Raw genomic sequence first — 13511 nt, 5'->3', positions numbered from 1 at the left:
GTGTCAGTGAGGGTAGCGTCGTGCGAGACGCCAATACGAGTCCCTGGGTATACGAGGGCGGACAGCGCGGCGAGCAACGCGTCGAGCCTCTGTGGACCATCACACCAGGCGAAGAACCACGGTCCCGAGTCGCTCATAGCTGGATTACCCGGATGGGTCTGTTGAAACCGTTCAGGGTCTCCCTCTTGCCCTTCTTCACATTGAAGAGGTACCCATCCTTAACGGCATAGGTATCTTCCGGCTTGAATTTCGCACCGCGCTTCATGATGAGCTCGACCTGCTCGACATCTCCGACGACCCCCTCCTTCCGTAGCGCCTCCATCCCGTTCGACAACTGGTCGGTCACGTCCTTGATCCTTACTGTGTCGCCCCCTTTCACTTCGCTCACGATGAGCTGCTGCCCGCGGGACACCGTCACGAAGTCAGGAGCCCTCCCGCCGGACCTGCCGGGGAGCGACTCTGCCGGCATCTTGAGCATCTTGCGCACGCCCTCGTCGCCGACGCCGAGGAGCGCCCGCCCTTCGCGGGTCATGTGGCTGATCGCCGCCTTCTCGAAGGTGTTGAACGCGTTCTTCGTGACGTGCCCGTCCAGGTTCTTGTACCCGCGGAGCTTCCATACCTTGAATCCATTGACAACGACCTCATCGACCTCCGCGATCTCCCCGGCGACCCGGATCGCCCCCGGCGTCATCCCGCCGGCGCCCTTGATCGCGCGCCAGCCAGGTCCGACCGCGGCAAGCTTGAACCCCAGCCCCGAGAAGATCCGCTCCTCGTCGCTGAGCTCTCGCCCTGACGGCAGGCACCACTCCTTGCCCGTCACCGCCTCGCACAGGTCGAGCGCCGGCCCCACCACCGGCACGAACCCCACCCCGATGCGCGTCGTCGCGTGCACGAGCGTCTGCATCACCCCCGCGTACGCCTCGACGCCTTCGCCCACCGTCGACATCGCCCCCGCGAACGCGCTGATCGTCTGGTAGAGCTGCGTCTGCTCCAGGTCGAGCGCCGGACCCGTCCACAGGTTCAGGCTGTCCTTCATCTGGTCGGCGAGCGCATCGAACCGCGGCTTGAGCACCGTGTCCACGTACAAGCGCAGGTCCGCCGGCACCGGCGTGTCCGCGAACCAGTCCGACGCATCCATGTACCGCCGCACGACGGCCGTGATCCGGTTCTGCGCCTTCAGGAACGCGTTCGTCTCCGAAAGCGACACGCCCATCCGGTCGCGCAGCGCGATCTCCAGCGCCGCGCTGTTCTCTCGCCACGCCCGCACGTTCGCCACGAAGTCCGCCCGCGCGACCACCGCGCCCCCGCGCACCGCCGCCTCGAGCGCCGCGATCACCGCGTCCGCGTACGCCGCGTATGGGTCCCGCCCCTCGTCGAACGCTCCGTCCACCTCCGCGACGTCCGGCACCTCCACCCACGGCACCTCGCTCTCCCCGAGCGCGTAGCTCCACGGGTCGTCCGGATCCCACCCGTCGACGCGAGCATCCTGCGTCGCCAGGTCCGCCACCTCGTCGGCCTGCGCGCCGAACTCGTCGAGCAGCCGCGCGAGCTCGCTCTCCAGATCGCTGACGCTCTTCTTCAGGTCGTCGACGACTTGCTGCATCGCCACCCGCGTCTCCTCGTCGACAACGTCCTTGTACCGGTCGAGGATCGCGTCGAGGTCGGTCCGCGAGATCTCGTCCAGCGGCCACTGCACCAGGTCGTGCAGCTCCGTGTCGAGCTGCCGCAAGAGGTCCATCCTCTCCCGGAGGTCCGCGACCCTGGCGGCGTCGCGGAGGAGCTCCGTCATCAGCCGGGCGATCCTGACCTCCAGCTCCGCGATGTCGCGCGCGAGGTCGGGGTTGATCTCCGCGAGGCTCAGGTCGACGTCGGTGCTCCCCTCGAAGCCGATCCCGTCGCGACGGACGTTGAAGAGCGGCTTGTTCAGCCCGAGCGGCTCGGAGACGAGGTGCACAACCTCGTGCGCGTGGGTACACCAGTCGCTGCCGTTCGCGGTGTGGACCCCGAAGTGGAAGTCGTTCCTGCCCGTGCGTAGCAGCACCGAGTCGAACTCCGCCTCGAAGGTGTTGCTCTGGGAGCCATCGGCTTCGATCTGCAGCGCGTCCGGAACCGAGTGCGTGGGCAGCGGCGTCCGGTTCACCTCGAAGAAGGCGTCGCCCTCCGTCTCCAGCTCGGGGATCCCGCACGAGCTGGCCTCGTGATGGCTGCTCCAGAGGATGGTGTACGGCGTGCCCGCCCGCGCGAACGACGGCGAGAGCAACGTCAGCATCGTGACCAGCGCGACGAGCTTGTGGACAACGGCGGCGCTCCGGCCACGCGACGCAATCTCGTTCGATCGGCTCATGTCCCCTCCGCGCCGCGCACGGCGGCGTCATAGGCGATCGCGGCGCCCTTCACATCGCCCGCGTCGAGCCGCGCCTGCGCCGCGTCGAGCGCCGCCGCGGCCATCCCCTTCTCCCGCAACGCGGCGAGGCCCGCCGCGATCTTCTTCGGCAGTCCCGTCCTGAGCTCCGCCTCCGCGGCGTCGAGCTTGCCTCGAAGCTCCGCGCACCCGGCCTCGCGCCACGACGACCCAGCCGCCTCGCAGAGCGGCCGCATCTGCACGAGCGCCAGGAGCTCCCCGTACCGCGCTGCCAGCAGCGGCAGCCCGAGCTTCTCGCTCACCGGCGGCACCGCCGACAGCGCCTCCGCCCGCGCGCGCGCTCCCTCGCGGAACCGCTCCGACGCCCGCTCGCTCCGCGATCGCGCGACCGCCTCGCGCGCCCCCTCACCGCCCTGCAGCACGCGGAGCGCCTGCCGCCGCAGCGCGATGCCGCCGAGCAGCGCCGTCGCTGTCGCGTCGCTCCGGGCGACGCGCCGCTGCGCGTAGCCAAGCATCGCGCCCAGCGAGCGCAGCGCCCCCGACGTCATGTCCGGCACCACCGCGCCGTGCGTCGCCAGCACCTCCCTGTGCGGCGCGATCGCCTCCTCGAACGACACCGCGAGCGCCTGGAGCTCCGCCGACAGCGTCATGATCTCCGCGGCGAGCTCGTTCGGCGCCCGGCTCGCCTCGCGCGCCGCGGCGAGCACGGCCTGCTCTGCGCCCTCGAGGTCGTCCAGGCCCGACCGCGACGCCTCCGCCGAGAGCGCCGCGTACGCCGCCGTCTCCGCCGCCTCGGTCGCGCGGTGGTCCGCGAACCGCGCCGCGACGGCCGCGTACCTGGACACGAGCGGCGCGGCGTCGCGCCGGGCCTCATCGAAGACCGCCCGCACGACCGCCATCGCCTGCTTGTCCGCCGCGAGCGCGGCCGCGAGCGGCTCCTCCTCGGCGCTCGCCTTGTCGGTCATGGCCCGCGTGAAGTTGTCGGCCGCGCGGACCGGCTCCTCGTCGAGGATCTCCTTCTGATGGCGCCTGTACGTCAGGAGCAGCCCGAGGAGCTCGCCGTGCAGGGTCGCCCGGAGCGACTCGGCGTGTTTCTTCTCGTCGCGCACGTACGCCACGGCCCGATCGAGGTTGTCGAACCAGGCTCTGAGCTCCGCCTCGCTCGCGACGAACGCGTCGGACACGCTGAACGGCGGCCGCGCCCACATCTGGATCGGTAGCTCGCCATCCTCCTCGGCCTTGCTCCACGCGCTGCCCGGGCCCTCGCTCGCGTCCACGCAGTGCTCGACAACGCTGGTGTCGGCTTGCGCGCAGAACCTGCCGGGCGCGTGTTCCTCGCGCGGCCACAAGCACCCTGTGGCCATCGCGCCCAGCGCCAGGGCGGTCGCGGCCGCCACAAGGGACGTCCCCGGTCGCCTCGTTCTCCTTCTCATGAGCATTACCTCCACCCCGCGATTCTTCTCGCCCGCGGACGCTCGCCCGCTCATTGGCCAGGTGCAAGGGTCCACACGGGAGCGGTAGGACATTGCTTGGCCGAAGAACACGCCCCCGAGTTTCCCGTCGCTCCGTCCTTGGTGAAGAGGCACCAGGGACCACGGCAAGCGAGCACGGGAACGCGGACAACGAGAGGGAAGGACGGGAGGCGGGAGGCGGAAGACGGGTGATCCGACGTCAGCTCCAAACACGGGCTCGCCCAGGTCGAGGCAGCAAAAACTCGACGGTAGCTCAGGCGAGAAAGCCCTTTTCAACCGCGCCGACATCCATTGTACCTTCCCTCCTCATTGCCGCCGTCCGGCTCTGCCGGACGGCAGGGAGGAAATCAGCCATGGAGTATTCGAATGCAGTCCTCGAGGCCACGCCGGAGCGCGCCACAAAGCTCCTGATCGGGATAGGCGCCGTCGCCGCGGTTCGCACGTTGATGGCCGGAGCGGGCATGACCGACGACGATATCCTGGAGGGCCGCGCGTTCCTCCTCGACGTCCTCGCCGCCCCGCGCAAGACCGCCGGCGCATCAACCGATACCGACGACGCCAGGGCGCAGCGCGCCGCGACAGGGGAGATCGACCAGTGGGACGAGCCCAACTACGCCCGTCATGGCGCCGCGCTGCGCCGGCGCTTCCCCGACGTGCACGATTACATATTCAAGGACCTCTCGCCCTCCACCGGCACCGCCGCGGTCCGCGGCGTGGCCACCTTCCTCGCGCGGCTCGACGCCCTCGAGAATGGCACCGATCCAGACCGCGCCGCGACGAAGCAGGGCGACAAGAAGGCCGTCGCATTCCTCGCCACCCGCGGTCTCGACAAGGCAGAGCGCAAGCGCCTCAAGGGCCTTGTCGACGTGGCGCTCGGCCCGACATCGCCTCTGCCCGAGACAACCGATGTCCCCGAAGCCGCGCGGCGGCGCGAGGCGCTCGTCAAGCTGCGCGGCTGGTTCGACGAGTGGGCGACGACGGCCCGCGCCGTCGTCAAGAAGCGCAGCTACCTCATCCGCCTCGGCCTCGCGAGCCGCAAGGCGCCCCAGCGCAAGCCCGCGACAACGCCGGCCACGCCAGGCAAGCCCGCCGCCACGCCGCCCCAGCCGGCAGCGCCGATCGAAGAGACCGCCGGCGCCGACTTCGAGTAATCCGACACACAGACCCTGGCTTCCCGGGCGCTCCGGGAGGCTTCCCGCGCGCGCCCGAGACCTTCGCGCGCGGCCCGGAAGCTTCCCGCGCGCTCCGGAAGCTTCCCGCGCGCTCCGGAGCACGAGATTTCGCGTAGTTAGCGGCGTCCCCGGCGCCCCCGGCGCCTTCCGGCGCGCGCCGGAGGACGAATTTCCCGAGAAATTCGACCTTCCGACCCGCGCGCGAAGCTTCAAGACCGCGCGCGAAGCTTCAGGACCGCGGGCGCGAAGCTTCCCGCGCCCGCGCGAAACCTCCGTGCCCGTGACGCCCCCCTTCGCGCGCGACGGGATCCCTCCCGCACGCGCCCCGCCCTCACCGCCACGAGCTCGGCGGCTCCGGCTCGCGCAGCGCGATCAGCGCCGGCGAGAGCTGCACCGGGTAGCGCGCCGGCGCGCGCAGGTGCGCGACCGCGTGCGGGAGCAGCTCGCGCGCCGCGACCGAGCGCTCGCGCCCGACGCCCGGCGGCTCGGGGGACTCGAGGGCGTCGCCGCCGCGCATCACCGCGCGCGCGAGGGGGGCGAGCCGCGCGACCCCGAGCGCCCGCGGCGTCAGCATCCGCTCGTGCGCGAGGTGGATCACGTCGACGACCGCGCGCCCGGCCTCGTCGTAGTAGCGCGCCACCATCTTGCGCCCCGCGATCACGTCGCCGCGGCCGCTCGCGCCCTGCCGGAGCGACCACGCGCCCGACTCCTCGAGCGCCACGAGCTCGTAGCGCGCCGCGGGCAGCCCCTCCGAGAGCTCCGCGAGCCCCGAGGCGACCCAGCCGCCGGCGCTCGTGCCCACGCGCCGCGCCTCGAGGAGCAGCGCCTCCTCGTCGTGACCCCCGAGGTCGATCACCCGGTCGGCGTACCAGGGCCAGCTCCCCTCGAGCGGCGACGGCGGCGGCGCGATCTCGCCGAGGTCGATCCCCGCCTCGCCGCGGAACGGGATGCCGAGCGCCGCGGCCGCGAGCGCGCTCGTCGTCGCGGCCGCGCCGCCCACGTGCATCGCGCGGGCGAGCGCCAGCGCCTCGTCGGCGAACGGCACGCGCGCCGACGACCCGTCGACGACGGCGCCGCCGTCCGAGGCGACGAGGAGCCGCGCCACCCGCGTCGCCGCGGCCGTGCCCCGGCGGAGCGCCGGCACGAGCAGCGCGCCCACGAGGAGCGCCTCGACGAACGGCCCCTCCACCGTGACGACCGGCGCGCCCGGGAACGCGATCGTCCCGTCGGGCATCGCGTCGATGTCGACCGAGAGCGCCGCGCCCGCGAGCCGCTCCACGAGCGCGTCGCTCAGGCCGCACGCCGCGCGCGCCGCGAAGACCTCCGCCGGGTCGAGCCGCCCGCCGTCCAGCGCGAGCGCCTCGAGCGCCGCCTCGACCCCGGCGACCACGAGGAACCCCGTGTGCGGCGGCGCCGCCGTGAAGGCGAGCTCGAAGCTCGCGCGCCGATCGGCGACGCCCGCGCGCAGGAGGCGATCGGCGTCGAGCAGCGCGCGTCCGTCGCAGAGCAGCGGGCTCGCTCGCACCATCGCCGCCGGCATCGTCCCGCTCAGAGGCGCTCGGCCAGCGTCCGCGTGCCGGCGACCGTCGAGGCCTCGTCGAAGAGGAACGGCAGGATCACGGTCGGCAGGTCGAGCTCGCGGCGCAGGCGCGCCAGGCTCTCGTGCTGCACCGACTCGCGCATCGACCGCCGCGCGCCCGCCACGACGACGCTCTCGACGGTGTGCGCGGCGCGCGACGGCGCGCCGATGTCGAGGCGCCCCGGATCCGCGAGCAGCGCCCGGCGCTCCTCGGGCGAGAACAACGGCGGCAGCACGCCGTTGATGATCAGCCGGTGGACCGGCAGCCCGAGCTCGCCCCGGACCTCCGCGACGAGCTCGACGGTCTCGGTGGCCGGCATCTCCTCCGGGAGGGTGACGACGACGACCCCGCTCCGCGCCGGGTCCCGGAACATCGCCCACGCCGCCTCGGCGTCCCGGCGCAGGATGCCCGGCGGCGCCACGTCGAGGATCACCTTGGGCACGCGCAGCATGTCCATGCCGTGCCCTGTCGCGGGCGCGTCGAGCAGCACCACGTCGAAGCGGCTCGATCCGTCGGCGAGCAGCTCGGTCGTGTGGAACCACGCCTTGCCGAGCATCGCCCACTCGTAGAGCCCGGGCACCGCGCGGAAGAAGGTGCGCGTGTACTTGTTGTCGAAGACGAGATCGGCGGCGGCGCGCACCTTGAGGACCATCTCGCCGTACTCCCGGAGCGCCTTGTCGGGCGAGATGTTCACCGCCCACACCCGCTCGGCCACGTGGGTGACCTCCGGGCCGATCGGCTTCGTGCCGAGGATGGCCGAGAGCCGCTCCTTCGTGTTGCACATCGCGACGAGCACGCGCTTGCCGCGGGCGGCGAACGCGAGGGCGAGCGCGCCGGAGATCGTCGTCTTCCCGACGCCTCCCTTGCCGGTCACGAACAGGAAGCGCCGACGCTCGAGCTCCGGGAGCCCTTGGCCGAGTCCGCCGGCTTGCAAGGCTTGGTGGGCGCTGGTCATTCCGCGAAGCGGAGTTAGGCGCAAGCTCCGGCGAAGGCAACCCGGATCAAGGAAACGGGCTCTGCTATGCATCGCGTATGCGCATCACCGAGCGACACCTCGAACCGCTGAACCGACGCTTCCAGGGCGCGCCGCCCATCGAGCTCCTCCGCTTCGTCCGCGAGTCCTTCGGCCCCCGCGCGGCCATCCTGAGCAGCATGCAGCGGGCCGGGACCGCGCTCTGCCACGCGGCCGACCGCGCCGGCCTCGCCTTCGACGTTGTCTTCGTCGACACCGGCGTGCTCCACGCCGAGACGCTCGCCACGCGCGACCAGCTCGCGCGGACCCACCCGAACCTGCGCGTCGTCACGCTCTCGCCCGAGCGCAGCTTCATGCAGCAGACGCGCGACGAGGGGCTGCTCTACCTCTCGAAGGAGGGCCAGGAGCGCTGCTGCGAGCTCCGCAAGTCCGTCCCGCTGCACGCCATCCGCGGCCGCTACGACGCGCTCGTCGCGGCGCTGCGGCGCGGCGAGGGCGGCGCCCGCGCGAAGGTCGCGCCGTTCGGCCTCGACCCGGCGAACAACGCGATCCGCGTCCACCCGTTCGCGTCGCTGAGCGGCGAGGACCTCGACGCCTACTTCGCTGCACATCCGGACGCGATCGAGAACCCCCTGCACGCGATGGGCTTCCGCACCATCGGCTGCTTCCCCTGCACGACCCCGGTGCTGCCCGACGAGCCGGAGCGCGCCGGGCGCTGGCGCCACCTGGCGAGCGTCGAATACTGCGGGATCAACCCGGTCGACCGGGGCGACACCGACGGCGGCGTCGAGCTCGACGACCGCTACGAGCGCCTCTTCGCGGCGTGACGATTCGCCTGCGAACCCCGGTACGCGCCAGCTCGATCTTGACTCAAAGGGCATGAAGGGAGATTTGCCCCACATGCCGGCGAGCTACTTCGACGTAGACGGCACCCTGGTCACGACCAACCTCGTGCACCCGACGGTGTTCTACATGCTGAACCAGCCGACGCCGATGCACAGCCTCGCGAAGCTCGGCCGCGCGCTCGTCAAGGCGCCGTGGATGGCGATGGCGGAGCTGCAGGATCGGCGCCTCTTCAACGAGCTGCTCTTCAGCTCCTTCGACGGCGTCTCCGAGGATCGCCTGATGGCGCTCGCCGAGGAGGCGTTCGCGAAGGTGCTCAAGCCGGCCATCTACGGCAAGGCGCGGGACCTCGTGAAGTGCAGCCTCGACAAGGGGCACGACGTCGTCCTCATCTCCGGCGCGCTGGATTTCCTGATGCAGATCCTCGCCGAGCACCTCGGGGCCACGGGCATCATCGCGAACCGGCTCGAGGTGAAGGACGGGTTCGCGACGGGCAAGCTCCTGCGCCCCGTCGTGGCCGGCCCCGAGAAGGCGCGCCTCATCCGCGAGCACGCCCACGCGCACGGGCACGACCTCGACGAGTGCTTCGCCTACTCGGACAGCTACTCGGACGTCCCGATGCTCTCGGTCGTCGGCTACCCGGCGGCGGTGAACCCGGACCGCAAGCTCAAGCTGCTCGCGCAGGCCTACCACTGGCCGATCCTCCATCTCGCCGCATGATCCCGGCCTCTGCCGGACGACGGCGGGGAGCCACGCCACAGCCCAACTCGTCGCACCACCTGCTCTGAAAGTCCCATGAGCCATCCTTGCGTCGTCACGCTAGACAGCCGCAGCGCCCCCCGGGTGCTCTTCTCAGGCGACCAGCTCGTCGAGGTCGACCTGCCCACCGGCTCCCGGGTGATCTACCCGAAGCCGCCGCTCGAGCCGCTGAAGGACGTCGACGCCGCGATCCGCTACGCGATCAACCACCCGCACAACTCGGAGCCGCTCTACGCGAAGCTCCGCCCGGGGATGAAGGTCACGATCGCGGTGGACGACATCTCGCTGCCGCTGCCGCCGATGCGGCGCCCTGACATCCGCGAGCGCGTGCTCACCATCGTGCTCGACCTGCTCTCCGACTACGGCGTCGACGACGTCGAGATCATCATCGCGACGAGCGTCCACCGGCGGATGAAGGACTGGGAGGTCCGCCACATCGTCGGCGACAGGATCTTCAACGCCTACTGGCCGAAGAAGCTCTACAACCACGACGCCGAGAACCTCGCCAACATGAAGTACATCGGCACGACCGACGTCGGCGAGGAGGTCGAGCTGAACAAGCGCGCGGTCGACAGCGACCTCGTGATCTACGTGAACCTGAACCTCGTCCCGATGGACGGCGGGCACAAGTCGGTCTCGGTCGGCCTGTGCGGGTACAGGAGCCTGCGCGCGCACCACAACCCGCGGGTGATGCGCGACTGCTACTCGTACATGGACCCGAAGAGCTCCGCGCTGCACACGAGCGTCGAGCGGATGGGCCGGCTGGCCAACAAGAAGCTCAACGTCTTCACGATCGAGACGACGATCAACAACCGCATGTTCGATCGCCCGCTCGAGTTCCTCGCGAAGAACGAGGACGACCTGAGCGGGGGCGAGAAGAGCGCGCTGCGCGCCCTCCGCTTCACGCTGTCGAAGGTGCCGCAGCCCGCGCGCCAGGCGATCTTCCAGCGCGTCCCCTCGCCGTACGGGGTGACCGGGGTGTTCGCCGGCGAGACCGAGGCCGTCCACGAGCACACGCTGAAGCGCAGCTTCGACCAGTACCTCGTCCCGGTCACGGGCCAGGCCGACATCCTGATCACGGGCATCCCGTACATCAGCCCGTACAACGTGAACTCGTTCCTGAACCCGCTGCTCGTGCAGGTGATGGCGAACGGCTACATGTTCAACCTCTACCGGGGCGCGCCGATGCTCAAGAAGGGGGGGACGATGATCATCCTCCACCCCTGCACCGACCTGTTCGACAACGAGCACCACGCCCCGTACATCGAGTTCGTGCACCGGCTGCTGCCCGAGACGCGCGACGCGATGGAGCTGCACAAGCGGTACGAGAAGAAGTTCTCGGAGAACCCCGCTTACATCGAGATGTACCGCTTCGGCCACGCGTACCACCCGACGCACCCGTTCTTCATGTGGTACTGGGGCGAGGCGGGCCGGCAGCACATCGGCCGGATGATCGTCGTCGGCGCCGACAACGAGTACATCCCGCAGCTGCTCGGCTGGGAGACGGCGCGCACGATGGACGAGGCGCTCCGGATGGCGAAGCAGTCGGCCCCGCCGACGCCCGAGATCATGGCCCTGCACTCGCCGCCGATCTTCATGGCCGACATGACGGCGTAGCGGCCGGGCGGCCCGGCGGAGGCGCCACATGCGGCTGCACCTCATCGACGGCACCTACGAGCTCTTCCGCGCGCACTTCTCCAAGCGGCCCGACCACCGCGCGCCGGGGGGCTGGGACGCCAAGGCGACGGTGGGGGTCGTCGCCTCGCTGCTCGCGCTGCTGCACCACCCGGACGAGGAGGTCACGCACGTCGCTGTCGCCTTCGACAACCCGATCCGCTCGTTCCGGAACGACCTGTTCGCCGGCTACAAGAGCGACGAGGGCATGGATCCGGCGCTGCGCGGCCAGTTCGATCCGGTCGAGGAGGCTGTGCGCGCGCTCGGGATCGTCGTCTGGTCGATGGACGCGTTCGAGGCGGACGACGCGCTCGCGACGGCGTCGGCGCGGCTCCAGGGCGAGGTCGAGCAGGTGCGCATCCTCAGCCCGGACAAGGACTTCGGGCAGTGCCTCGCGGGCGAGCGCGTCGTGCAGGTCGACCGCCGGAAGGAGCGCGTCGTCGACGAGGCCGCGCTGCGCGCCGCGCGCGGCGTGGCCCCGGCGAGCATCCCGGACTACCTCGCGCTGACAGGCGACGACGCCGACGGCATCCCGGGGCTCGCGGGCATCGGCGACCGGACGGCGGCCGCGCTGCTCGGCGCGTACGGGCACCTCGAGCAGATCCCGGACGACCCGTCCGCGTGGACGGTGCCGGTGCGCGGCGCCGACAGGATCGCGCGCGCGCTGGTAGAGCAGCGGGAGGACGCGCTGCTCTACCGGACGCTGGCGACGCTCCGCACCGACGTGCCGCTCGCGGAGCGCCTCGACGACCTGCGCTTCCGCGGCGTGCCGCGCGGCCGCTTCGAGGCGTGGTGCGACGCGCTCGGCGCGCGCACGCTGAAGACGCGGCCGACGCGCTGGGCGCCGGAGGGGTGAGCCGCACGCGAGGCGCGCGGCCGGCGGGCCTTCGTCAAGGCTGTTTCTTTTCCGGCGCCCTGAGCTCCGCCAGCACGCGCTCGCGCAGGAGCGGCACCGGCGGCGACCCGTGCGAGAGGAGCGCGTCGTGGAAGCGGCGCAGCGAGAACGCGGCGCCCATCGCCGCCTTCGCCTCCTCGCGGAGCTTCAGGATCTGGAGCTTGCCGAGCGTGTAGGCGAAGTAGCCGGGGTCGAACGTCGCGCGCACCGCCTGCTGCCGCGCCGTCGCGCGGTCCTGGAAGCAGTCGTCGACGAAGCGGCGCTCCGCCGCCTCGAGGCTCATGCCCTCGGCGTGCACCCCGAGCGACACGACCACCCTGCAGTTGCGCAGCAGCGCGTCCGCGAGCTGGCCGAGCCGGTTCTGGGGGTCCTCCTTGCCGAACCCCTGCTCGATCATCATCTGCTCGGCGTAGTGGGCCCAGCCCTCGATGAACGAGTAGCTGCCGAACATCTTCTGCACGTCCGTCGGCGCGCGGTTCTCCCACAGGTGCTGGGCGAAGTGCCCCGGGTAGACCTCGTGCACGGTCGTCGAGAGCAGCGTCCCGCGCAGCATCACGTACTCCTCCTGCTCCTTGCGGGGCCAGGAGGGGTCGGGCTTCGTGATGTAGTAAAACGACACGAGCCCCTCCCGCTCGAAAGGCCCCGGCGCGTCGAGGAACGCGGAGTTCCAGCGCATGTACGGCGGCGTCTCCTTCACGACCGCGCGCTCGTCGGACGGGAGGCTCATGATCTCCCTGTCGACGATGAACCTGCGCGACGCCTCCATCACCCGCGTCGCCTCGGCGAGCAGCTGCTCCGCCTTCGGCCGGGAGGTCTTCACCTTGCCCGCGAGCGCCTGGTAGGCCGCCTTGTTCGCCGCGAGGTCGTCCTCGCCCATCTTCTTCAGCTCGGCGAGCGGGATCGAGAGCCCCTCCTGCGCCAGCAGGAGCTTCCTGTACCGCGCCTCCCCGAGCACATGACTGGCGTCGCCCTTCGGCAGCTCGACGGTGGCCAGGTGCTCGGCGAGCCCGTCGGCTGCGGCGGCGAGCGCGGCGTTCGTCTTCTGGAGCTCCGCCTGGAACGCGGCGTCGCCCACGCCCTGGAGCAGCTTGACGACGTCGCCGCGCAGGTACTCGGCGTAGCCGCGGAAGATCTTCACCGCGACCTCGATCACCGGCCGCGGCATCGGGCTCGCGAGGTTCTCGAGGACGCGCGGCACCTGGGCGAGCGCCGCCTTCTCGTGCTCCAGCAGGCGCCGCGCGCGCTCGGGCAGCGGCGCGTAATCGCGGTCGAGGTACTGGTTCACGCCGAACAGCTCGTCGTAGAACTGCGGCCGCCGGCGCCAGTCCTCGAGGTCCCTGCCGTTGAAGAGCTCGAGGTCGATCTGCTGGAGGAGGATCGCCCGGTCGAGCGCCTCGTCCGGGGAGAGCGCCGCCGGGTCGACGGCCGCGAGGGCCGCGCGGCCCTGCTCGAGGCGCGCGAGCCGCCGCTCGATCGCCGCGGCGGAGTAGTCGGCGACCTTGCCGTCGTGCTCGTGGAGCCCGCGCGAGCGCGCGAACGACGGATCGTCCGCGACCCACGCGCGCACGATCCGGTCGCGCAGCGCGGCGAACGGCGCCCGCGGCGCCTCGGCTGGCGCGGGCTCGGGGCGCGCCGCGACGACCGCAGGCGGCGCCGCGGCCGCGGGCGGCGGCGCCGGGGCGCTCCCGCTGCAGGCGGCGAGCGCCGCGAGCGGCGCGAGCGCCGCGATACGGCGCGGGAGCGAGCGGCGAAGCGAGGGGCGGCGGGCGGCGGCCATGGCG

The 13511-nt window shown here is 71.5% G+C and carries 10 protein-coding genes; 5 read left to right on the top strand and 5 right to left on the bottom strand.

Annotation, left to right across the window (positions count from 1 at the left end):
* Positions 1-133 precede the first annotated feature (133 nt).
* Both WMF42_RS41445 and WMF42_RS41440 read right to left on the bottom strand, forming a co-directional pair.
* Positions 134-2344, bottom strand: a complete 2211-nt coding sequence (locus WMF42_RS41445) for a hypothetical protein (protein WP_437688612.1) — start codon at positions 2342-2344, stop codon at positions 134-136.
* Positions 2341-3795, bottom strand: a complete 1455-nt coding sequence (locus WMF42_RS41440; RefSeq protein ID WP_437688611.1) for a hypothetical protein — start codon at positions 3793-3795, stop codon at positions 2341-2343. Before WMF42_RS41440 ends, WMF42_RS41445 begins: the two co-directional genes overlap by 4 nt.
* 392 nt (positions 3796-4187) lie before the next feature.
* Here WMF42_RS41440 and WMF42_RS41435 point away from each other — a divergent pair, with 392 nt between their 5' ends.
* Positions 4188-4985 carry a hypothetical protein gene (locus WMF42_RS41435; protein WP_437688609.1) on the top strand — a complete coding sequence of 266 codons (798 nt, stop codon included), beginning with the start codon at positions 4188-4190 and terminating at the stop codon, positions 4983-4985.
* 352 nt (positions 4986-5337) lie between these two features.
* Here the strand turns inward: WMF42_RS41435 and WMF42_RS41430 are convergent, their stop codons facing one another.
* Both WMF42_RS41430 and WMF42_RS41425 read right to left on the bottom strand, forming a co-directional pair.
* A complete protein-coding gene (locus WMF42_RS41430) occupies positions 5338-6534 on the bottom strand; it encodes a hypothetical protein (RefSeq protein WP_437688607.1) in 1197 nt (398 codons plus the stop codon).
* A 20-nt stretch (positions 6535-6554) separates the two neighbouring features.
* Positions 6555-7520, bottom strand: a complete 966-nt coding sequence (locus WMF42_RS41425) for an ArsA family ATPase (RefSeq protein WP_437688605.1) — start codon at positions 7518-7520, stop codon at positions 6555-6557.
* 98 nt (positions 7521-7618) lie between these two features.
* On the opposite strand from WMF42_RS41425, the gene WMF42_RS41420 reads away from it, so the two are divergent.
* The 4 genes from WMF42_RS41420 to WMF42_RS41405 all read left to right on the top strand — a co-directional run bounded on the left by WMF42_RS41420 (position 7619) and on the right by WMF42_RS41405 (position 11691).
* A complete protein-coding gene (locus tag WMF42_RS41420) occupies positions 7619-8386 on the top strand; it encodes a phosphoadenosine phosphosulfate reductase family protein (protein WP_061608621.1) in 768 nt (255 codons plus the stop codon).
* A gap of 52 nt (positions 8387-8438) precedes the next feature.
* On the top strand, positions 8439-9122 hold the full coding sequence (locus tag WMF42_RS41415; RefSeq protein WP_233561535.1) for an HAD family hydrolase: 684 nt from the start codon (positions 8439-8441) through the stop codon (positions 9120-9122).
* Between the two features lie 75 nt (positions 9123-9197).
* The gene (locus tag WMF42_RS41410; protein ID WP_061608619.1) at positions 9198-10778 is read left to right on the top strand and encodes a lactate racemase domain-containing protein; all 1581 of its coding nucleotides are present in this window, start codon (positions 9198-9200) and stop codon (positions 10776-10778) included.
* A gap of 28 nt (positions 10779-10806) precedes the next feature.
* Positions 10807-11691, top strand: a complete 885-nt coding sequence (locus tag WMF42_RS41405; RefSeq protein WP_437688602.1) for a 5'-3' exonuclease — start codon at positions 10807-10809, stop codon at positions 11689-11691.
* Positions 11692-11725: 34 nt separating this feature from the next.
* Here the strand turns inward: WMF42_RS41405 and WMF42_RS41400 are convergent, their stop codons facing one another.
* Positions 11726-13507, bottom strand: coding sequence for a DUF885 domain-containing protein (locus tag WMF42_RS41400; protein ID WP_437688600.1), 1782 nt, complete (start codon positions 13505-13507; stop codon positions 11726-11728).
* Positions 13508-13511 lie beyond the last annotated feature (4 nt).

This window comes from Sorangium sp. So ce176 (assembly GCF_051519835.1).
Lineage (GTDB): Bacteria > Myxococcota_A > Polyangia > Polyangiales > Polyangiaceae > Sorangium > Sorangium cellulosum_G.
This window is presented reverse-complemented; position numbering and strand designations above follow the sequence as displayed.

Coding starts and splice junctions, on each gene's coding strand:
- WMF42_RS41415 (WP_233561535.1), top strand. CDS start 8,439: ATGAAGGGAGATTTGCCCCACATGCCGGCGAGCTACTTCGACGTAGAC.
- WMF42_RS41445 (WP_437688612.1), bottom strand. CDS start 2,344: ATGAGCCGATCGAACGAGATTGCGTCGCGTGGCCGGAGCGCCGCCGTT.
- WMF42_RS41420 (WP_061608621.1), top strand. CDS start 7,619: ATGCGCATCACCGAGCGACACCTCGAACCGCTGAACCGACGCTTCCAG.
- WMF42_RS41440 (WP_437688611.1), bottom strand. CDS start 3,795: ATGAGAAGGAGAACGAGGCGACCGGGGACGTCCCTTGTGGCGGCCGCG.
- WMF42_RS41410 (WP_061608619.1), top strand. CDS start 9,198: ATGAGCCATCCTTGCGTCGTCACGCTAGACAGCCGCAGCGCCCCCCGG.
- WMF42_RS41400 (WP_437688600.1), bottom strand. CDS start 13,507: ATGGCCGCCGCCCGCCGCCCCTCGCTTCGCCGCTCGCTCCCGCGCCGT.
- WMF42_RS41405 (WP_437688602.1), top strand. CDS start 10,807: ATGCGGCTGCACCTCATCGACGGCACCTACGAGCTCTTCCGCGCGCAC.
- WMF42_RS41435 (WP_437688609.1), top strand. CDS start 4,188: ATGGAGTATTCGAATGCAGTCCTCGAGGCCACGCCGGAGCGCGCCACA.
- WMF42_RS41430 (WP_437688607.1), bottom strand. CDS start 6,534: ATGGTGCGAGCGAGCCCGCTGCTCTGCGACGGACGCGCGCTGCTCGAC.